This is a genomic window from Ramlibacter sp. (assembly GCF_035548915.1).
In the GTDB taxonomy this organism is placed as follows: Bacteria; Pseudomonadota; Gammaproteobacteria; order Burkholderiales; family Burkholderiaceae_C; genus Ramlibacter.
On record NZ_DASZSE010000039.1, the window covers coordinates 25759 to 45172 of the forward strand.

A 19414-nucleotide genomic window follows, 5' to 3' on the forward strand; every position below is an offset into this window, starting at 1 on the left:
GTCATCAGACTTAAGTCTCGACCGCGGATTTCAAAATCTCCGACCTTCGTCTAGTTCAAGGCCGCCAGCAGACGCAGCGCCGGGCCGCGCCAAAGGGTCTGCCGCACCTCGGCGACCGCGGCCGCGAACAGCGCCTGGCGTTCCTGCGCGGTCAGGGTGCCCCAGGCACGCGCGCGCGACCTCACCGTGGTGAGCGCCTTCTCGGAGATTTCGAGCTCCGACGGAGACTCGAACCACCGGCGCATGATCTTGTCCAGTTCGTCGCGGCTCGGATCGCGCTCGGCGGCAAAGCTTTCCGCGGCGTCGAGGAATGCGAGCCCGCTGCGTTCCCGGTCGTTGTCGCAATACTCGCGCAAATCGGATCGCAGGTGCCACGAGTATTCCGCGCCATGAAGATCGGCGGCACCGTCCGGCTTCGGATAGAGCTTGCCGTGCGACGCGCTCCATTCGTCCGGTTCGGCGTCGTATTCATGGCTGAGCGGCTCAATCACGTCGGCGCTTCCATCGGCGCGGATCAGGACATCGTAGGCGCAGGCCGCGGACATGCCTTTGCGCAGCGTCACCGGGGGGCTGCCGGCCGCGGGCAGCAAGTGCGTCGCGTTCGGGATCGCGCAGGTGCAGCGCACGCGCAAGCCTCCTTCCTCGACCTGGCGGATGTCGAAGCGCATCGAGCGGCGTCCGAGCAGCATGCCTTCACGGCCGTCGGGCATTGCGAACCCGATCCAGTTCATGGCTCGCTCGTTCGCGATGCGCGAGAGCGTGCGCAATTGCGTGGCGTTGCCTTGGACAGCATCAGCCAATCGCGTCATGGCGACCCAGCGGGTCGCATCGTCGCCGGACCAGGTAGCGCGGTCGATGGGAGCGAGGCCGTTCACCGTGTAGTCGGCGCGTCCCAGACTGTGCCACATCAGTCCGTCGACCCCCGGCGGGAAGTCCTCTTCGCATTCCGAAGGCGTGGAGACAATGGACTGCAGGTTGCTCCGCACGGCCTGCTGCGTGGCTTCGACCGCGAGCATGCGATTCACGTACGGCTGGCCGAGCGGTCCGAATGCGACGCCGAAGACTTCGGTCATGGCCGTGCGCACGTCCCTGTCGGGGCGGAGGAATTGCGCATCGCTCGAAGCGGCGAACGCGCGCTTCTCGATGCTCAGCATGGCGAGCATGGTGTCGAGTTCCACCGCCACCTGCGAAATTTCCCTTCCGCGCCGGTGGTGCTCCTGCGAGGAGAGCAACCCTCCCGTGGTGTAGAGGGCCGACCTCAGCATGCCCACGGTGGGACTTTCGTCGATCTCGTTCACGAGCTGCTGCCAGTTGCGTTCCTCGAGCAATCCGAGCGCACGCATCGTGAGCCGAACGCGCGGCTGAAGCGCCTCGTCCGGTGCTTCGAGGGGGCCGCCGCACTCGTGCGCCGCGACCATGCACGCGCTCGCGCGAGCCGCGTCGCGGAACGAGCGCAATGCGTCGGCGGCCCGGTTCTCGCGAAGCGCCTGCAACGCCGATTCGGCAAAGCCGGCATACACCCGTTGCCAGTGTCCGACGCCATTGCGATCGGCCGTGGAAGAGGTCGATCGCCGAGGCCGCGGCTCGGGAGGAGGCGGCGGCTGGTGCCGGACCCGTTGCGCGAGCCTGGCGGGACCCGGCGCACTGCGGGCCCTGTCGCGGGCGCCAGCAGGCAACCGCAGGAAATCGGCGCTCTTGTTCGAGGCAATGGTTTGACGCTGCAATGCGGCTCCGATCGGAGGGGTAAGGAACGCATTGTGCGTAACGCCCGCTTGGGCAGGGTTCCCCGCGCGGCGTGCGCGGCGTGCGCTACGCCGCGATCGAGCGCAGGTGGGTGAGCGTCTCCGCCCAGCTCACCTGCTCGTGCGTGCCCTGCCGCAGGAACTTGCGGATCGCATCGTGCTTGTCGATCGCGATGTCGGCGATGCGGTCCGAGCCCTTCTTGTACTCGCCCACCTTCAGCAGGAGTTCGATGTCCTGGTACTTCGCCATCAGCTCGCGCACCATGCCCGCGGCCTGGCGATGCTCGGGGGAGATGAGGGCGTTCATCACGCGCGAGGCGGAAGAAAGCACATCGATCGCCGGGTAGTGATTCGCCGCGCCGAGCTTGCGCGAAAGAATGATGTGGCCGTCGAGGATCGACCGCGTCTCGTCGGCCACGGGCTCGGTCATGTCGTCGCCTTCCACGAGCACCGTGTACATCGCGGTGATCGAACCCTTGTCGTTCGTGCCGGCACGCTCCATGAGGCGCGGCAGCGTCGCGAACACGCTCGGCGGAAAGCCGCGGCGCGTGGGCGGCTCGCCCGCCGCGAGGCCGATTTCGCGCTGCGCGCGCGCGAAGCGCGTGACCGAATCCATGAGCAACAGCACGCGCTGGCCCTGGTCGCGGAAATACTCCGCGATCGCGGTGGCCACGAACGCGGCGCGCACGCGCTCCATCGCGGACTTGTCGGAAGTCGCGCACACGATCACGGCGCGCGCCATGCCGTCGGGGCCCAGATCGCGTTCGAGGAACTCGCGCACCTCGCGTCCGCGCTCGCCGATCAGCGCGACCACCGTCACGTCGACCGCGGCGCCCTTCACGAGCATGCCCATGAGCGTGGACTTGCCGCCGCCCGCCGCGGCGAAGATGCCCAGGCGCTGGCCTTCTCCGCAGGTGAGGAGCCCGTCGATCGCGCGCACACCGAGCGGCAGCGGCCGGTCCACGAGGCGCCGGCTGAGCGGGTCGGGCGCTTCGGCGTAGACGGGATAGTGCTTCGCCGCGTGCAGCGGCCCCTTCGTCTCGGCGTCCATGGGCTCGCCCAGTCCGTCGAGCACGCGACCGAGAAGCGCGCGTCCCACGGGAACGAGCTGCTCGCGGCCGGTCGGAAGCACCTCCGTGTCCGCGGAAATGCCTTGCGTGCCGGTGGCGGGCATGAGGAGTGCCGAGCCCTTGGCGAAGGCGACGACCTCGGCTTGCGTCTCGCGCCCGTCGGCCGGGTTGCGCAGGATGCAGACTTCGCCGATCTTCACCGACGGAACGATGGCCTTCACGATCGTGCCGACCACCTGGATGACGCGGCCGCGCATCTTGACGGTGGAAGCCTGGCCCACCGCGCCGTGCAGCAGCTTCGCGATGTAGTCGAGTTCGCGGGCGGAGCGCCGCGCGACCGGGAGTTCGCTCGCGCTGGCCGCGACGCTGCGCGCGGGAGCGGAAGCCGACGAGGGCGGGGCCGAGGGCGCGAGTTCGCTCGGCGGTCGCCGCGCGCTGCGCCGCGCGGCCGGCTGCACCGCGCTCGCGGGAGAACCCTTGGGCGGCGCCGCGTCGTCCATGGCTAGGACGCTTGCCTTTCGGTCCCGCCGCCGCCGCTGTCGGTGCCGCCGCTGCCGTCGCCGTCGTCGTCGCCGTAACCGTAGCCGCCGCCATCTTCTTCTTCTTCGTCTTCAGGCGCCGCCTTCTGCTCGAAGACGACCGAGAGCGCATCGTGCAGCGCATCGAGCTGCCCCGCGAGGCTCGCCTCGACAATGCCGATCTCCGACTCGATCACGCACGCGTCGAGCGCGAGTTTCGCATCGGGGTGGACGTCGATGTGCGACACGCTCGGATAGATCTTCTGCAGCTCGGCCACCTGGCTGCGCATGTAGTCGACCTGCGTGGGGTTCACGTTCAGCGTGAGGTGCTTCTGCCCGCGAACGAGGTCCAGGCAGTTCTTCACGACGGTGGTGACGCGCTGGCGGTCGTCGAAGTCGTTCACCACCTTGCGCACCGCGTCGAGCACGAGATCGACCATCTGGGATTCGACGTTGGTGAAATACTCCACCGTCTGGCTCACGATCTCCACCATGTTGCTGCTTTGCTCGAGGCGCGCTTCCTCCGTGCCGCGTTCGTAGCCGCGGCGCCGCTCGGCCTCGTATTCCTCCTTGGCCTCGGCGCGAATCTGCTCGCCCTCCTGCTTCGCGTCGGCGAGCGCGCGCTCCATCTCCTTGAAGGCCCAGAAGTCCTTCGCCTTGATGATCTTGCCGGCCACCTCGGGGCGGCTCAGTCGCGAATGGTCGCGAACGACGAATACCACCGTGACTCCACGATCGCAAGGACGGATGAAACGAGCCGCCACGCGGATGCTCCGTCGAGCGCATCCGAGCGCGGGAAATCTCCCGCGGGCAGCTTGAGCATGAATCGTTTCGCCGTCGGCTCGGCCCAGCCGCGGCTCGCGGCCACGACCCAGGCGCGGCCCACGTCGAGCGCCGTCGTGTCCTCGATGACGACGGTGGGCTCGGTCGCGGTGGCCGGCAGCAGCCCCGCGCGGGTCAGCGCGAATTCGTGCGCCTCTTGCGAGAGCCATTCGCGCCACTTGAGCACGTCCACGCGGGAAATGCAACGCCTCACGCGCGCGCCGACGAGCGCGGCGGTGACGTGCAGGCAAAGCCGGTCGAGGCGTTCGCGCGCGAGGAGGGCCACCGGCCACTCGGGGCGGCGCAGTTCGAGGCAGCCCTCGCCGATGCGCTGCAGGATGTGGCGCGAGAGGTGGCGCCGCGAGCGTTCGCAGCGCCAGACGCCTGCATCGAGCGCGGGCGGAAAGAATTCCTCGCGCCGCGACTCATCGATGTAGTCGGCGGGGTTCTGGTTGAAAAGACAGATGCCGCGCGCGACGTCCGCGCGCTCGCCGATCAGGCGTACCCAGCCCTCGGCAGCGGCGCCCGCGGGGGGAGTCTCCTGACCGGTGCCGATCATGCGGTCTCCGCCGCCTCGTCTTCGTCCTGCGCCTGCAGGCCGCGCTGCTTGCCGAACGTGCGCCAGGCGCCGAAGCCGCCCATGCACAGGACAGAAAGCGCGGTGAGGCCGTATGCGGTCGCCTGCCAGGGCGAGACGCTGGCGGTGCGGACCGGTTTGGCGGCGGCCATCGCCGCGCTCGCGGGCAGGGTCGAGCCGGAGGCGACGAGCACGACGGTCACCTTCTCCGGCGAGAGTCCCGGAATGCTGCTTGCCACGAGCCGCTTGATCTGCGGCACCGAGTCGTCGAGGTTCATGTTGCGCTGGTGCTTCACGAACACGCCGGCCGAAGAGGGCAGCGGCGGATCTCCGCCCGTGCTGCGTTCCGGCAGCACCACGTGCACACGCGCGCGCAGCACGCCGTCGATCTGCGAGATCGTTTCGGAAAGTTCCTGCGACAGCGCCCAGAGGTAGCGCGCGCGTTCTTCCAGCGGCGAGGAGATGAGGCCTTCCTTCCTGAACACGTCGCCCATGGTCGCGCGGTGTTCGCGCGGCATGCCCTCGGCGCTCAGCACGGTGATGGCGCGCGCCACGTTGGACTGGTCGACGGTGAGGTTCACCGCGCCGTCCTTCGCGGGCACCTTCTGCACCTTGATGTCCGATTCGCTGAGCGCCGCGATCACGTCGTTGGCGTCGCGCTCGTTCATGTTCGACAGGAGCTCCACCGAGCCGCCGCATCCGGCCAGCGCCGCGACGACAACGAGGCTCGCGATGCGTGCCAGCCGGGCCAGGCCGAAGCCGCGTGCGAAGGAAGTGGTGCGCGCGTCCATCACTGCGGCTTGATGAGCTGGTCGACCTCGGAAGTCAGCTTGAACACGGCCTTGCTGCCCATCTCGGTCATGACGGACACCTTCGTGAGATCGACGGTCACGTGCAGCACGTCGGAAATCGTCATCGCGCCGGAATTGCTGTTCAGGCGCTGCGCGATCCCGTCCATCGTCTGCGAATACGACTGCCCCCACGAGACGAGCGTCTGCAGCATCTTCGAGCCCATCGTGTGGCCCTCCGCCGCGTGCGAGGGCGCCACCGGGGCGCCCGCCTGCGCGGGCACCACCTGATCGGACAGGAGATCGGTCAGCCTCGCCGCTTCCGAATCGGGCACCGCGCGCAGGACCGGTTCGTTGAGCGGGGTCGAGGGAAACGTTGCCTGCGCGACGAGTTCGACGGGGTTCGGCATGATGGGTTTCCTTCAGGCGCTCTCAATGGCAGTGAGCGGGATTTCGATGGGCGGCCAGGTGGCCGTTCAGTCGGGGCGCGGGTCGCGAAGCGCTCGGCCCTCCGTTGATCATGTCGATCAGGCCCGATGCGAGCCGCACGTGCGGCTCGGCCGCGTCGCGCGGGCCTTCGAGCACGGGCGCGAGCACCTTCGCCGCTTCCGCGTTGTGGCCGGCCAGATGCAGCGCGAGCGCGAGGAACGCGAGCAGCTCGCCGTCGCCGGGGTACTGCTTCAGCCCCTGGTCGCGCAGGATGCGCGCGGCGTCCTCCGGGTTTTCGGCGCCGAGTTCCGACATCGCGAGCCCGATCACGGGCATCGTGCTTTCGGGCCGCAGCACCATGAGCGATTGAAAGAGCGCGCGGGCCGCGGCCGTCTGGCCGGTGCGCGCGCCGATGAAGCCGATCTCGGCGATGAGCCGGATCGCTTCGGCGTCGAACTCGCTGGGGTGGGTCGTGCTCATTGCCGGGGTGCCTCCATGAATTCGATCAGCGCCTCGGCGCGCTCGGCGATGTCGGTCCTGCCGCGGCCGTGGGCGACTTCGACGAGCGTGCGCAGGAGGCCCAGACTCTGCTCGTGCCGCCCCATCCGCTGCAGGCAGTCGATGGTCTGCAGGACGAGCTCGAGGTCCTCCGGCTGCATGTCGTACGCCTGCGAGAACTGGATTGCCGCCTCTTCGTAGAGACCGAGGTTGCGAAAGCACACGCCGAGCGCCTGCGCGTACACGGGTTCGCTGGGGCGATGCAGCCGCAAGAGGGAGATCAGCGCGCGCGCCGGCGCGTAGCGGCCCTGCGACGCCTGGCTGTGCGCGTAGCGGTAGAGCGAGTCGGCCTGCTCGTCGGTGAGGCGGACGGAGAAGTCCATCATCTCCGCGACGCTGCGCGTGCTCGCGGCGCTGGATTCGTCCTGGATGGCGTTCACGGGCGTGGCTCCTGTGTGCTTCAGACGAGGTTCGCGGTCTTGGCCTGGGTCTGCACCATCGCATCGTTGTAGTCGTGCAGCGCCTGGCGCATCTGCTTGGCCGAATCCATCGCGTTGTCGTAGCCGCCGAAATAGTTCTGGCTCGAGGAACTCGCGATCTGGGCCTGCGTGCCCGCGAAATCGGCGTCGGCCTTGTTCTTCGTTGCGTTCTGCGCGTCCTGCGCGGCCGCGGCCCCTCCGACGCCGCCCCCCAGCTGGCCGACCGCCATGGCGCGGCTGTTCCAGATCTGGCTCATATCGCCGTGCAGCTTGGATTCGGCCTGGCTGGACGCCTGACCGAGCTTCTTGCCTTCGATCACGCGGTTCGTGGCGTGAATCTGGCGATTGTGCTTGGTCTGCTTCTGCTGGATGTGCTTCGTGAGACCGTCGGGGCTGTCGTCTCCAACCCTGTCTTTGCCCTGCAGCCGCAGGTGCTCGCGTTCGGCGCCCAGGCGTTGCCGCTCCGTGGCCTTGCTGGCGATCTGCCCGTCGATGTCCTGGATTTGCTGCTGCTTGTTCACGGCGCCTTGCTGTTCCAGCTCGGCCATCCTGGTCCTCGTCAGGTCCTGAACATGCCGGTCCTGGGAGTGAAGCTGCGCGTCATGGATTCGTCCATAGTGCTCTCTCTGCTCCGGCGTCATCCCGCTGGACTGCTCGACCTGCGCCTTCTGCTGTTGCAGGTGCAGGGTCTCCGCCTCGTTGCGCTGGATGTCGTGAGCATTGTCCAGCCGCTTGTTCAGGTGATCGGATTCGCTCTGGAATTTCTCGGTGGCGCGGTCCTGCTGCACCTTCACCTTCTCGACCTCGGTGTCGACCTTGTTGGAGGCCTTGTTCGTCGCGTGCGACTTGGCGACGCTCTTCGCGCCCATCCCGCCCGCTGCGATACCGAGGGCCGCGCCCCCGACCGTGGCGATGCCCTTGGTCAAGTCCTCGCTGTAGTGGTCATCCGCGGAGCTGTAGGTGGCTGTCTTCGCTTCCTTGGCCAGGGCCTCCTGCTTGCGCAGGTTGGCGAATCCCATCTTCTCGAGCGCGACGCCGAGCTCCTTGTTGGCATCGATGTCGTCCTTCAGCTGCTCCGCATAGAGGCGGTAGATGTCCACGGACACGTCGGGAACCGGCACGTAGTTGCCGCTTCCCGGTGGCGGCATGCCGTTGCCCGAAGAAGACCGCGTGGGGGGTGGCGGAGCCTGGTCCGGTTCAGCCGCGTGCGTGCGCAATGCTGCGTCCGTGGTCGGCGGCACGCCGTTGAACTGGGCCTGTATCTGGGGGTCGCCGGTGCGTTCGATCTTGGGCATTGCGATTCCTTCTCTTCACTCACTACTTGGTGGGGACGCGACTCATGTTCGCCTGCGTAGCGGCGAAGGCCTTCAGGATCTGGGCCCAGGCGCCCTGGTTGTCCATCTGCATGGCCACGCCCTGCTGCATCCAGCTGAGCCACAGCTTGCCGTTCTGGCTGCAGATCTTGAGGAGTTGCAGGACGTAATCGCGGTCGCCCTCGGTCTTCGTCGTGCTGCGATTGAGCTCGGCGACCTGAATCTGCACGGAACCGGCCCAGGCCGAATTGCCAGCATCGGCCAGGTCGGTGACGACGGTCAGGCCTTGCACCGTGCGCTGCAATGCCACGCTCATCTTGCCGGCCTTGGCCGCCGCGTCCGCCGACTTCTCGAGTGCGCTCAGCTCGCCGGCCTCGGCGCCCGCCGCGCCGGTGGAGGCCGTGCTGGTCGCCCAGACCATGCCGATGGTGAGGGCGAGCGTCACGCCGATCGTCCAGCCCTCCTTGTATTTCGTGAGGTCGCTGTCCGACAGGCCCATGCCTGCCTCCTGGGTGGCGTCCGAGGCCAGGTCCACGATGCCGTCGATGTTGAGGTTCAGGTCCTGCATCTCGCCGGTGGAGGGGTTCTGGATCTGAACGCCCTGGTCCTTGAGGATGGCGGTGGTCGCGGCGGCCGCAAGGAGGGTGACGCCGATCGCGAGCGTGGCGCCTCCCGTGAAGATGCCGCCGAGGACCATGAGGCCGCCGAGGATCCAGCCGGCCGTGCTCGTGTCGCCCAGCGTGGAGTTCGCGTCGGCCGTCTGCTGCGCATCCGCCTGGAGCTGGTCGAAATACGTCTTCTCCTGCGCGGCCAGCGAATCGCGCTGGTTGTTCTGCGTGTCGATGGCGTTGCGGCTCGTGGCGGCTCTCTCGTTCGTCGCCTCGTGCCTCACCGACTTCGCGAAGAGGATGAGAAGGGTGCCGTCCGGCGGCGACAGGGTCGGCCGCATCGAGATCGAACCGCCGCCCGTTGACGGGGGCGGAACGTCGCCTCCACCCGTGTAGATGGCCCAGAGCTGCGTCCAGTCGGAGCTGGCGGCGGCGGCACCCGTGGGCGCCGGCGTTGCGGTGGTGCGCTGGGAATTGCTTCCCGAACTCACTGAGGTCGTCATGCGACTTTCTCCTGTGTCGTCGCGGCGGCCGGAGGCGGGGCCGCGCTGTTGGAATCGGACGGGGCCGCCTCGGGGTTGGCATCGAGGAAGGCGAGCATCGCCTCCAGGCGCGGCACGAGAGAGCCGTGGGCGGCGCCGGCGCGCGAGCGCATGAGCGCGAACTGGATCGCGGTGCGGGCCTCCCCGCGCTTGCCGAGCGCCAGGTGGCATTCGGCCATGTAGAGCGCGGGCTCGGGCTGCGTCGGGTCGAGCTTCGACGCGGCGGCGTAGAAGCGCAGCGCCTCGCCGTAGTGTTTCTGCATCTGCATGCACGCGCCGAAGCCGATGTGGTGCCGGGGGTCCATGTGGTTGGCGGCGAGCAGGTAGGCGAAGACGCGCATCGCCTCCATGTACTTGCCCTGGTTGTAGAACGTGTAGCCGAGCTGGTAGATGGATTCGAGCGATTCGCGCGACTGGCCCATCGCATCGGCAAGCGTCTGGCCGGCGCACATGCGCTCCAGAAGGGCGAAGCCCTCTTCGACGGTGGCGGGCATGGAGGTGAGGACGGCGGACATGGCTTCGCGCTTTCAGAGGGTGACAGCCTTCATGTCCTCGGCAACGAGGAGCCCCTGCTGCCCGTACATCTTCATCGCGTCGGCGACGACGTCGAAGCAGCCGTTGTAGCGCTGGATCGCGGCGTTCATGTCCACCTGCTGCTTCTGCTCGTCCGCCTGGATGCCGTCGATATACGTCTTCACGTTCGCGACAGCTTCGCTCGTGTACTGCTTGTTGATGCTGAGTTTGTAATTTCCATTGGAGTCCGGGCCGCTCTTGACCAGCCAGCCGTGGTTGGTGATCCCCTCCGACTCCATGCGCTTCTTTCGTTCGTCCACATCGTCCGACGAGCCCGTGAACACGGTTGCGGAGGTCGTGTCTCCCGCGCTGCTCGAAAAGCTTCCTTCGGCGGTGTTGAGGGCCGTCAGGTCCTCGTTGGCGTCCTTCAGCTTGGTGTTCAGCCCGGCCACCATGTTGGTGTAGGTCGTCGAGATGTCCGCGATCTGCATGCTGAGCCCCACGAACGCGAGTGCCATGGCGCGGATCGGGTCCCTCACGTATTCCGGATCGTTCGGGTCGCTCACGTGCTTCCAGCCGTTCACGAAGTCGCCGTACGGGTCTGCGACGGGGGCGAGTGCCTGGGTGGGGTCCATGAAGGTACCTCTCGAAATGGGGGTTCGCGGCTCAGCTGCTCAGCAACTGGGCCAGCCGGTTCATCAGGTTGGCGGCCTTCGTCGCCGCGGCGGATGCATAGTTGAGCCACCAGTTCTGCCTCGTGCGCAGGTCTTCCATCTGCGACGTGAGGACCTGCGAGGTGGTCATCGCGCTGTTGACCTTCGCCTGCATCTGGTTTTGCCAGTCGGTGATTTGTGCCTGGGTGGGCTGCGTCACGATGGGAATGATCTGACTCGGATCCACCGGGATGTAGTTGACTCCCGGGATCAGGTGATCCTGATTGGCGGAGCGGTAGATGAAGACGACGTTGTCCTGCGACTTGTACATCTTGCCGTCCTGCATTTCCGGCGATCCGTTGGTGCTCCCGTAAGGATTGATGTCGGCGAAATTCACCGGGATCGCCTGGGGCACGAAGTTGCTGGCGATGAACGTCGTCGCGTTCGGATCCTTGGGATCGGTGCCCTTGGCGAACTCCAGGCCGACCCGATCGGCGATCGACGTAGTGTCGATCCCGTTCGCCTGCAGTTCCTTGGATCGCCGCATCAGCATCGATGGGATGAGCAGGTCGAGGAAGCTACCCGAGGATTCGTAGTCCGACGGGCTCCACGACAGGATGTCCTTGAAGCCCTGCTGCATGTTCTGCAGGCCGGTCGTGGCATCCGTCACCTTCTGCAGGGACGTGCGGATGGTGCCATCGAGCTGCTGCTCGACCTGCATGCCGATCGCGGCGAGCTTGTAGTACCAGTTCTCCGAACCGTCCGCGCCCGGGTTCACGCCGGTGAGGATGAGGTCGACCGATCCCACGTCGATGGTGACTGTCGTGTCGAATGGCATGTCCGCTTTACTCCTGGAGGGTGGACGTCGCGTTGCCTTCAGCGGACCCGGCCCGGGCGCGAGGCGACGTTGGGGTTGTGGGCCTCGGCGGCGTGCGTGCGGTGCATCTGCTCTTCGTGCTGCCGATCGGCCTTCAGCTGCTCCGTGTGGTCGAGCTGCAGCTTCGCGATCGCCTTCAGGTTGTCGAGCTTGTGCTGCTCGTTCACCTTGTCGTCGTGCTCGAGCTTGCCCTTGCGCAGGCGCCGGCGCGTCTCGGCGGAGTCGGCCATCTGCTGGATCTGCGCGCCGGCGAGGGCCTTGATGCTCTGCGACTCGGCATGCACCTCGTCGCACAGCGCCTTCACGTCGGCTCCGACCTGGGACTTGAGCGCCGCGACGTCCGAGCCGCGCACCGCCTGCACGACCGGCTCGAACACCTCGTAGACCGTGAAGGATCCGTTCGCATGCATGACCATATGCCCATAGCCGCCGTCGGCGGTATGTCCGACGGTGTCTCCGGCAAGAAGCGTTTCGAGTTCCTGAGCCCCGGCCACGTGCTTGGAGCTGGTCGACTCGACATTCCCCAGGCGGTCGTACTGCTTCACGACGACGTAGGGCCGGAACTCGGCGTCCAGGGCCGGCAGCCCCTGCGCCGCGAGCTGGGCGTTCAGGGCATCCTTCTGCGCGGAGTCCACCAGGACGACGGGGACGCCGTCGCCATCCACCGTGGAGTTGGTGAGACCGCTCAACGAGTCCTGCACGCCCTGGAGGCCATCCAGTCTCGATTCGGCGTCGGCAAGCGCCTGCTCGTGCACGGCGATCGTCGAGCGCATCTGCTGCGCGAAACTCGCCTCGATCGCCATCTGGATCGTGTCGGCGCTCACGCCCTCCACGACGCCGACCTGCGGCACCGTGACGTTGACTGCGGACGTATTGTTCACGAGGCCTCCTTGAGTGATCTCAGACCATCTTGCGAGCGGTGCGCGGCGCGCGCGCGGGGGGGCGCTGCGGTCTTTCGTGCAATTGGCGGCGTTCGGCTTCCTCGCGAATCTGCTGCATCACGGCCTCGACTTCGGCTTCGACTTCCCGCACGGCTTCCTCGCCGCCTTGCAGCCGCACGAGCTCCATGATCTTGCCGGGGTCGATGCCGCGTTCGGCGTAGAAGCGCTTGCTGCGCTCGAGCGCTTCCTGCGCTTCCTCGATGAGCCGATTGCCGTTGGCGATCAGCCTGTCGATCTCCTGGTTCATCCTGTCGCTCATGCCGAGTGCCTCCGCAGCGATAGAGTCCGTCCATTGATTGAGTAACAGGAGCGGGACATTCGTTCCATCCGGCCCGGCCGTTCAGAGGGCCTTCAGCACTTCGAGCGGCATGGATTCCGGCGGCGCGTTCGCGGCCGCCAGTTGCACCGCCTGCGCCTGCATTTCCGCGCCGACCTGCTGGGCCGCGAGCTCTTCGTGCTGCACGCGAAGTTCGGGCGGCAGTTCGCCGGGCGCGGCCGCGCCGGGTTGGCCCGGGCCTTGCGCGCCGTGAGGCAGCCCGCTTTCGTTCCTCGCGGCTGCGCCGGACGCCGCGCGAGCCACGCCGTCACGCGAGCCGACGGCCGCGATGTCCGGGCGTGCCGCCTGTCCCACCTGTCCCACCTGTCCCGACACTCCCGCGACTGGCGCGGCTGTGACAGCCGCGGCACCGGCGACCGCAGCGAGAGCAGTCGCATCGCCCGATCCGATCCTTTCGTCACGCGACGCCGAAGCGCGATCGGCCCCTCCGGCCGGTGCCGCGTGCCGGTCGGACTTCGCAGTCGCGGCGCCGTCGAGCCCGAGGGCCTTGCGCCTGCGCAGATGCGCGTCGTACTGATCGGCGGTGAGAGCGGTTCGGGGCTCGATGGCCGATTGCGGCGAGAAGGGCGATGCATCGTCCGCCGCCGCGCGCGAGCGGGCAGCCTGCGCCTGGGCATCGGCGGCATGCGCGTCCGGCGTCGTTCGTGCGGGTGACGTGCCCGCTTCGCCTCGGGCGCCGGAAAAGGACGCGAGAAGCCCCGATCGATCGGCCGTCTGCCCCGGCTCCTGCGACCGGCCCCGCCCGCGCGCACTCGCGGGGCCGCCCGCGGAGGCCGCGTCGATGAGTGCACGCGGCTCCTCAGGGGATGTGTTGCCCGCGAGATCGGATGACGTTCGTGACGATGAAGATGGTGCCGATGAAGACAGTGCCGCGCCCGACGAGGGGGCCGCGGACGCCGCCTTCCCGATGGCCGCGCCCGCCGCTGCATGGCGATCCCCGTCGTGCTCCAAGGCATTGGCTTGCGGCCTGCCGGCGGTGGCCGCATCGCCGTTGCCCGCGCGCCCCATGCCCTTCGCCTGCGCGACCGCGGGGGAGTCGCCGGCCGCTGCCCCGCCCGGCGCGTTCCCGGCGCCGGAGAGCGAAGGCATGACGGGACGATCGGGCAGCAAAGCCCGCGTTTCTCCGGCGATGGACCCTCGTGCCGTGCCAGAGCCTTGCATCTGCCGCAACGCGTCGCCCAGCGCATCGTTCACCGGGCCGTCGATCGAGCCTGCCGCGGGCTGCCCCGCCTGCATCGCGGCAGCGGCCTGCGAGATTCCAGCGCCGGACCCGCCCGCGAGATAGCTCGCGAGCCTTCGCGTATCGTCCGCAAGGCCTGGCCCCGCGGGCACCATGCCGGGTGCATCCGCCGCGGCCGGCACGATGTCCGCGGGTGAGCCGGTCAGGCCGGGAAGCTGGCTTTCATTCGCTCTCATGGAGGTCTCCTGAAGATGCCTCGGTGGCAAAGCGCAGGCCCGAGGCGGTGTTGTCGCAGAATTCGATCAGGCGCCGCGAGGCTTCCTCGGCGTCCATCGGCCGCGTGGGCAGCATGACGAAGGTGCGGTCGGCATCGGGCGCCGCGGCGCGGATGTCCATCGGGCGGAAGCCGCAGTTCGCAAGCACGCGCAGCGACCGCGCGTTGTCGTCGTAGGCGGACGAGAGCATGAGCTCGACACCGTTGCGGCGCGCGATCTCACACGCGAGCGCGAGCGCCGGCGTGCACAGCCCGAGGCCCTGGAAGTCCGGGCCGACCCAGTAGCAGACGAACGCGGTGGACTCCCACACGCGCATGTCGAGGTAGCCCACGAAGCCCAGGCGGCGATGCATGATCGCGTACGCCGCGACTCCGTCGGCGAGCCTCGCCTGAATCCACTGGCGGCCGTCGTCTTCCTTGGTGGGCGCGGGCAGGGCGGTCATGGTGCAGATGGTCGGATCGCGCATCTGGCGCGCGAGCGTCGGCGCATGGTCGGCATGCAGCGGGTCGAGCCGCACGAGCGCCTCGTCCGCGCCGCACTGGATGCGCCACGGCTCGGCGAGCGACCCCTTGCGCGCGAGCACGCTTTCGCGCGCGGCAAGTGAATCCGCATGCCGCGGCTGCAACGCGAGCGCGCGGTCGCATACCGCGAGCGCCGCGTCGAAGCGGCCAAGCCGGGTCTCGCACCGGGCGAGCGCGGCGAGGTCGGCGGCCACCGCATAGCCCGATTCGTCGAGCGCTTCCAGCGCGGTCTGTGCGATGTCCGTGCGCGCGCAAGCCATCGCGACCTGGCCCGCGCCTCGCAGCAGTTCCGCGTCGTCGCCGATCCACGGGTTGTCCGCCATCACGCGCTCGACCCAGGCGCCGAGCCGCGCGCTCGACGCGGGGCTCGCCTGTGCCGCCGCCCTCGCGAGCGCGTCCCAGGCGCCGCGCAGGAGCACGGGGTCGTGCGCCGACTGCTCGAGCACCGACACGGCCGTGTCCAGATCACAGCCCGCGGCGAGCGCGCGAACGGCACGCGCGCGATCGGTCCGCGCGGATCGCGTGGCGGCCGCGAGCGGCGCGCTGAGCGTCGCGACGGCCGCATCGGCGTCGGGCAGGCCCGTCACCGAGAGCTGCACGATCTCACCGTCGCCCGCGGCGAGCGTGCGCACCTTCGCGCGCAGGCGCGGCAGGTGCTGCGCGAGCCAGTGGAAATTCACGGGCGGCGAATCGGCGCGGACTTCGCCGCGCGCGGCCGACGTCTCGCGGATCGCGGCGAGGCTCGACCAGCCTTCGGCGCGCGCGACGACGATGCATCCCTCGCTCGCCCAGGAGATCGCCTTTTCGACGAGGCGCCAGTAGCCGATGGGCAGCGAGAACATCGCGCTCGGCAGCCCCTTCGCGTAGCCGCGCAGGCTCTCGGCGATCCACGCGCGATGGCAGGCGAAGTCGACGGGTTCCCATTGCTTCTTGCCGGGCTCGCCGCGCCATTCGCTCACGCGGCCGTGATGCGCGAGCAGAAGCTGCTGCGGCAGCCGCGCCGCGATGCCGCCCGCGAGCACGAGCACGGGACCGTCGGGCGTCCAGCGGCGGCCCGTCTCCTTCGCGAGCGGCCGCGGCGTTCCGGCGGCCCAGCGCAGCTGAAGCGGCGCGTCGCCCACCGACCACGCCGGCGCGATCGACACTTCCTCTCGCCCGGCCGGTTCGAGCGGCGCCGGTCCTTCGCAAGGCACGTAGCGCATCGCGCGCCCGGAAAGCCTTGCGAGCGGCTCGAGGCTGCGGCGCAGCCACCATGCGTCGAGCCGCCGCCACGGCTGCATGTCGATCACGGTGAAGCAGCCGTGGTTGCCCGCGCTCGCGAACGCCGATGCGGCGCGGTCGGCGAGGTCGGCCACGGCGGCGGCCCAGAGCGGCCCGTGGCCGTCGGTGTGCGGGCGGATCGTCATGGCCGGGTTCCCCGCGGCTGCAGGCTGCCGAGCGCGCGATCGAGCTGCAGGCCATGCGCTTCCGGCTGCTGCATCGTCACTTGCTGTGTGGGCTGCAGCGCGAGCGGTTGCGCGGCAGCCGAGGGCTGCGGCGGCGCGAGCGAGGACGCGAGCGACGCCAGCGCGTCGAAGCGGCCCGACACGATCTTCGGCGTGATCAGAAAGAGCCGTTCGCTCTTCGCATAGTTGGTGACCGTCTTGCTGAAGAGCGCGCCGAGCGCGGGGATGTCGCCGAGCACCGGAACCTGGTCCTTCTGCCGCGTGTCCTGCTCCGTGTTGAGGCCGCCGATCAGGAGGCTTTCGTTTTCTCCGACGAGCGCTTCGGTGCCGATCGTGCTGCGGCGCACCGTCGGCAGCGTTCCGACCTTCACGTCCTGGATGGAGCCGTCTTCGATGTCCACCACCAGATGCACCGAGCGCACGCCGCCCGAGACGATCACGCGCGGCGTGACCTTCAGCGTGACGCCCACGGACACGGGCGTGACCGTTGCCACGCGCTCGCCCGTCGTCTGCACGTAGAACGTGTCCGAAAGGTCGATGAGCGCGCCCATGTTGTCCTGCGTGAGAATGAAAGGCCGCGACACGATGCGCGCGTGGCCCTTGCCCTCCATCGCCTTGATGCGGGTCATGAGGAAATTGCCCGCGTCGGCGATGACGGTGGCGGGGTTCACGTTGCTGCCGCGCACGAGCGTGAGGGTCGTGCCGTCCGGCGGCGTGTCGGGGTTGCCGAAGCCGCCCGCCACCTTGCCGATGCGGCCGTTCCAGTCCACGCCCAGCTCGGACATGTTGGACTTGTTCACGTCCACGATGGCCGCCTCGATCTCGATCAGGCTCGTGGGCACGTCGAGCATGTCGATGAGCTCGCGGTAGATCGGCGCGTTCTGCGGCCGGTCGCGGATGATGATCGCGTTCAGCCGCACGTCGGCCTGGATCACGGCCCGGTTGCGTCCCGTCTCCTGTCCGCGTCCGCCCCGGGCCGCGGGCGACCTGGGCGCCGTCGCGGCGGCCGATGCGGCGGGCGCGTTCGATGCGGTCGAGCCCACGCTCGTGTCGTCCGGCGCGAGGGGCCGAAGCGCGTTGCGCATCGGAGCGGTCGTGTCCACCTGCTCGATCACGGTGCCGACGGACCCCGCCGTGCCTTCGCTCAGGAGGTTGCGCAGCATGGTCGCCACACCGGGCGTCACGAGCTGCTTGTCGCGATACTGGATCGTGCGGTCCTCCACGGCCGCGTGCTTGAGCCGGAAGACGAGGATCTGCTGGTCGGCCTGCGGCTCGGGGAAGGTGGACATCGCCTGTTCGATGCGCTGCACGTACGAGCGCGGCCCCGACACCATGACGGCGCTGCGCTCGTCCACTTCGCCGAAGCCGAAGCGCGGATCGATGAGGCCCATGTCCATGAAGGCCTTCTTCAGCGCCGCGCCGGACATGCCCTTGGTCGGGATGAGCCGCGTGATCCGGTCGCTCGTGCGGCTCACGTAGAGCGCCCCGGCGTGGTAGTACCAGGTGAGGCCGTAGGCGGCGGCGAACTGGTTCAGGAATTCGGTCGGCGTCGCGGCCGACGCGCGGCCGCTCATCGCCGAGAGGTTGTCCGGCAGCGGCGCATCGAGCCTGAGATCGAGGCCGAACGTCTTCGCGAAGCCCGCGAGGATTTTCTCGGGCTGCTGCTCGCGGCCGAGATAGCTGAACGGGCTTTCCGGCCACGGCGCGGGCTCGGCCCGCGCGGTCACGGCCGCGGCCAGCGCGCACACGACCATGAGCGCGTGCAGCCAGAAGGATTCGAAGCGATGTCGCATGGCGCTCTCCTGTGCCCCTTCCACCGTTCCTACAGCACGCCGAAGTGCGCGCGCCAGCCGGTGAGCGCGTCGAGGAAGCGGCCGAGCGCCGCCTCGAATTCGTCGGCCGCGGCGTCCGCTGCGATGCGCTGCTGCAAGAGGAGCCGGTCTTCCTCGGGCGCGAGCACGAGGTAGTCGGCGTCCAGCTCCTCGCGCCGGCCCGCGACGTCGAGCGCGTTCATGAGCACTTCGTCGGCCGCGTTCGCGCCGGGCGGCAGCGAGCGCAACTGCGCTTCGAGCACGACGTCGCCCCGCGCGGCCGGGTGCACCAGCACGCGCATGTTGCCGTCGAACACCAGGGCCACCGCGCCGTCGGAGCGCGGCGCCGGGGGGTCGATGCGCTCGCGCAGCAGGTAGCCCGCGAAGCCGCCGTGATCGAGACTAGACATCGAAGTCCTCCTCTTTGCGCTCTTCCTTCAGCCGGCGAAGCGCGAGCAGCACTTCGGCGACGGCTTCGATGAGCTCGGATGGGATGTACTGGCCCAGCTGCGCGCGCGAGAGCAGCGCGCGAGCGAGCGGAATGTTCTGTAGCACGGGGATGCCTTCTTCCTCGGCTACCTTCTTGATCATCTCGGCGATGTGGCCCTCGCCCTTGCTGAGGACGATCGGCAGCGGCGTCTTGCCTTCCTCGTAGTACAGCGAGACGGCCACGTGGGTCGGGTTGGTGACGACCACGCTCGCGCTGCGCGTGCGCTCCACCATTTCGCCGAGCGCGATCTCGCGCGCGAGCTTCTTGCGGTGCCCCTTCATGTGGGGATCGCCCTCGAGCTGCTTGTATTCCTGCTTGATCTCTTCCATCGACATCATGAGGTTCTTGATGTGCTGGTAGCGCTGCCAGACCATGTCGAGGAGGGCGATCGCCGCGAAGCAGACGAACATGTTGATGACGAGGATGCGCAGCATCTCCGAGAGCGCGATGCCGGCGCCGCCGATGCCCGCGAGCGGGATCTTGATCATCGTGTCGAGCGAGTCGCGCACGACGAAGTAGACGAGAAAGCCGAGGAAGAGCACCTTCAGGGTGGACTTCACGAATTCCATGATGTTCTTGATCGAGAACATCTGCTGCAGGTTCTTCACCGGGTCGAGCTTCTCGCCCTTGGGCTCGAGCGCCTTGAACGACACGAGGAGCCCCGTCTGCAGCGTCTCGGCGAAGATGCCGATCACGAGCACGATGAGGATGTAGGGCGCGAGCAGGGCGATGGCGTCGCGAAGGAGCGCGGCGATGGCCATCGCCGCGCTGTCGTGGAAGTTCATTCCATGCAGCTGCGCGGGCATCGCCATCATCTCGCCGAGCTTCGTCATGATCCGCGGCCCGGCGACGACCGTGTAGCCGAAGAGCGAGCCCATGAGGAGCGCCTGCGTGAAGTCTCGGCTCTTCGCGACCTGGCCGTCCTCGCGCGCCTTGCGCAGGCGGTGGTCGGTCGGCTTTTCGGTCTTGTCGCTGCTCATCGCGA

20 protein-coding genes are annotated in these 19414 nt (G+C 68.4%); all 20 read right to left on the reverse strand.

What is annotated here, in order from left to right; all coding sequences use genetic code 11:
* Positions 1-50 precede the first annotated feature (50 nt).
* The 20 genes from VHA82_RS14485 to sctU all read right to left on the reverse strand — a co-directional run bounded on the left by VHA82_RS14485 (position 51) and on the right by sctU (position 19409).
* A complete protein-coding gene (locus VHA82_RS14485; protein ID WP_325544864.1) occupies positions 51-1520 on the reverse strand; it encodes a hypothetical protein in 1470 nt (489 codons plus the stop codon).
* 289 nt (positions 1521-1809) lie between these two features.
* Positions 1810-3312, reverse strand: coding sequence for a type III secretion system ATPase SctN (gene sctN / locus VHA82_RS14490; RefSeq protein WP_325544866.1), 1503 nt, complete (start codon positions 3310-3312; stop codon positions 1810-1812).
* Positions 3313-3314: 2 nt separating this feature from the next.
* The gene (locus VHA82_RS14495; RefSeq protein WP_325544868.1) at positions 3315-4052 is read right to left on the reverse strand and encodes an HrpE/YscL family type III secretion apparatus protein; all 738 of its coding nucleotides are present in this window, start codon (positions 4050-4052) and stop codon (positions 3315-3317) included.
* The gene (locus tag VHA82_RS14500; RefSeq protein ID WP_325544870.1) at positions 4019-4711 is read right to left on the reverse strand and encodes a SctK family type III secretion system sorting platform protein; all 693 of its coding nucleotides are present in this window, start codon (positions 4709-4711) and stop codon (positions 4019-4021) included. The genes VHA82_RS14495 and VHA82_RS14500 overlap by 34 nt, the downstream gene beginning before the upstream one ends.
* Positions 4708-5520 (reverse strand): type III secretion system inner membrane ring lipoprotein SctJ, encoded by an 813-nt coding sequence (gene sctJ, locus VHA82_RS14505; RefSeq protein ID WP_325544872.1) that lies wholly within the window; start codon positions 5518-5520, stop codon positions 4708-4710. Before sctJ ends, VHA82_RS14500 begins: the two co-directional genes overlap by 4 nt.
* A complete protein-coding gene (locus tag VHA82_RS14510) occupies positions 5520-5927 on the reverse strand; it encodes a hypothetical protein (protein WP_325544875.1) in 408 nt (135 codons plus the stop codon). The genes sctJ and VHA82_RS14510 overlap by 1 nt, the downstream gene beginning before the upstream one ends.
* 22 nt (positions 5928-5949) lie before the next feature.
* Entirely contained in the window at positions 5950-6426 is a 477-nt protein-coding gene (locus VHA82_RS14515) for a hypothetical protein (RefSeq protein WP_325544877.1), read from the reverse strand.
* Positions 6423-6884, reverse strand: a complete 462-nt coding sequence (locus tag VHA82_RS14520; RefSeq protein WP_325544879.1) for a hypothetical protein — start codon at positions 6882-6884, stop codon at positions 6423-6425. The genes VHA82_RS14515 and VHA82_RS14520 overlap by 4 nt, the downstream gene beginning before the upstream one ends.
* A gap of 20 nt (positions 6885-6904) precedes the next feature.
* Positions 6905-8218: a hypothetical protein gene (locus VHA82_RS14525; RefSeq protein ID WP_325544881.1), complete on the reverse strand. Its 1314-nt coding sequence runs from the start codon at positions 8216-8218 to the stop codon at positions 6905-6907.
* A gap of 22 nt (positions 8219-8240) precedes the next feature.
* The gene (locus VHA82_RS14530; protein WP_325544883.1) at positions 8241-9347 is read right to left on the reverse strand and encodes a hypothetical protein; all 1107 of its coding nucleotides are present in this window, start codon (positions 9345-9347) and stop codon (positions 8241-8243) included.
* Entirely contained in the window at positions 9344-9901 is a 558-nt protein-coding gene (locus tag VHA82_RS14535; protein WP_325544885.1) for a SycD/LcrH family type III secretion system chaperone, read from the reverse strand. The genes VHA82_RS14530 and VHA82_RS14535 overlap by 4 nt, the downstream gene beginning before the upstream one ends.
* Before the next feature lie 12 nt (positions 9902-9913).
* Positions 9914-10534 carry a hypothetical protein gene (locus VHA82_RS14540; protein WP_325544887.1) on the reverse strand — a complete coding sequence of 207 codons (621 nt, stop codon included), beginning with the start codon at positions 10532-10534 and terminating at the stop codon, positions 9914-9916.
* A gap of 31 nt (positions 10535-10565) precedes the next feature.
* A complete protein-coding gene (locus VHA82_RS14545; protein ID WP_325544889.1) occupies positions 10566-11390 on the reverse strand; it encodes a hypothetical protein in 825 nt (274 codons plus the stop codon).
* 38 nt (positions 11391-11428) lie between these two features.
* Positions 11429-12310 carry a hypothetical protein gene (locus VHA82_RS14550; protein ID WP_325544891.1) on the reverse strand — a complete coding sequence of 294 codons (882 nt, stop codon included), beginning with the start codon at positions 12308-12310 and terminating at the stop codon, positions 11429-11431.
* Between the two features lie 19 nt (positions 12311-12329).
* Entirely contained in the window at positions 12330-12629 is a 300-nt protein-coding gene (locus VHA82_RS14555) for a hypothetical protein (protein ID WP_325544893.1), read from the reverse strand.
* 81 nt (positions 12630-12710) lie between these two features.
* A complete protein-coding gene (locus VHA82_RS14560; RefSeq protein WP_325544895.1) occupies positions 12711-14123 on the reverse strand; it encodes a hypothetical protein in 1413 nt (470 codons plus the stop codon).
* Positions 14110-16089, reverse strand: coding sequence for a GNAT family N-acetyltransferase (locus VHA82_RS14565; protein ID WP_325544897.1), 1980 nt, complete (start codon positions 16087-16089; stop codon positions 14110-14112). The genes VHA82_RS14560 and VHA82_RS14565 overlap by 14 nt, the downstream gene beginning before the upstream one ends.
* Entirely contained in the window at positions 16086-17921 is a 1836-nt protein-coding gene (sctC, locus tag VHA82_RS14570) for a type III secretion system outer membrane ring subunit SctC (protein ID WP_325544899.1), read from the reverse strand. Before sctC ends, VHA82_RS14565 begins: the two co-directional genes overlap by 4 nt.
* A gap of 29 nt (positions 17922-17950) precedes the next feature.
* Complete coding sequence (locus VHA82_RS14575; RefSeq protein ID WP_325544901.1) at positions 17951-18349, reverse strand: CesT family type III secretion system chaperone; 399 nt, start codon at positions 18347-18349, stop codon at positions 17951-17953.
* On the reverse strand, positions 18342-19409 hold the full coding sequence (sctU, locus tag VHA82_RS14580; protein ID WP_325544904.1) for a type III secretion system export apparatus subunit SctU: 1068 nt from the start codon (positions 19407-19409) through the stop codon (positions 18342-18344). The genes VHA82_RS14575 and sctU overlap by 8 nt, the downstream gene beginning before the upstream one ends.
* Positions 19410-19414: the final 5 nt, after the last annotated feature.

Excerpts from the sequence above, each read along its gene's own strand:
- VHA82_RS14535 (WP_325544885.1), bottom strand. The coding sequence starts at position 9,901 with ATGTCCGCCGTCCTCACCTCCATGCCCGCCACCGTCGAAGAGGGCTTC.
- VHA82_RS14555 (WP_325544893.1), bottom strand. The coding sequence starts at position 12,629 with ATGAGCGACAGGATGAACCAGGAGATCGACAGGCTGATCGCCAACGGC.
- VHA82_RS14560 (WP_325544895.1), bottom strand. The coding sequence starts at position 14,123 with ATGAGAGCGAATGAAAGCCAGCTTCCCGGCCTGACCGGCTCACCCGCG.
- VHA82_RS14510 (WP_325544875.1), bottom strand. The coding sequence starts at position 5,927 with ATGCCGAACCCCGTCGAACTCGTCGCGCAGGCAACGTTTCCCTCGACC.
- VHA82_RS14530 (WP_325544883.1), bottom strand. The coding sequence starts at position 9,347 with ATGACGACCTCAGTGAGTTCGGGAAGCAATTCCCAGCGCACCACCGCA.
- VHA82_RS14565 (WP_325544897.1), bottom strand. The coding sequence starts at position 16,089 with ATGACGATCCGCCCGCACACCGACGGCCACGGGCCGCTCTGGGCCGCC.
- sctU (WP_325544904.1), bottom strand. The coding sequence starts at position 19,409 with ATGAGCAGCGACAAGACCGAAAAGCCGACCGACCACCGCCTGCGCAAG.
- VHA82_RS14525 (WP_325544881.1), bottom strand. The coding sequence starts at position 8,218 with ATGCCCAAGATCGAACGCACCGGCGACCCCCAGATACAGGCCCAGTTC.
- VHA82_RS14515 (WP_325544877.1), bottom strand. The coding sequence starts at position 6,426 with ATGAGCACGACCCACCCCAGCGAGTTCGACGCCGAAGCGATCCGGCTC.
- VHA82_RS14500 (WP_325544870.1), bottom strand. The coding sequence starts at position 4,711 with ATGATCGGCACCGGTCAGGAGACTCCCCCCGCGGGCGCCGCTGCCGAG.
- VHA82_RS14540 (WP_325544887.1), bottom strand. The coding sequence starts at position 10,534 with ATGGACCCCACCCAGGCACTCGCCCCCGTCGCAGACCCGTACGGCGAC.
- VHA82_RS14575 (WP_325544901.1), bottom strand. The coding sequence starts at position 18,349 with ATGTCTAGTCTCGATCACGGCGGCTTCGCGGGCTACCTGCTGCGCGAG.
- sctJ (WP_325544872.1), bottom strand. The coding sequence starts at position 5,520 with ATGGACGCGCGCACCACTTCCTTCGCACGCGGCTTCGGCCTGGCCCGG.
- VHA82_RS14545 (WP_325544889.1), bottom strand. The coding sequence starts at position 11,390 with ATGCCATTCGACACGACAGTCACCATCGACGTGGGATCGGTCGACCTC.
- sctN (WP_325544866.1), bottom strand. The coding sequence starts at position 3,312 with ATGGACGACGCGGCGCCGCCCAAGGGTTCTCCCGCGAGCGCGGTGCAG.
- sctC (WP_325544899.1), bottom strand. The coding sequence starts at position 17,921 with ATGCGACATCGCTTCGAATCCTTCTGGCTGCACGCGCTCATGGTCGTG.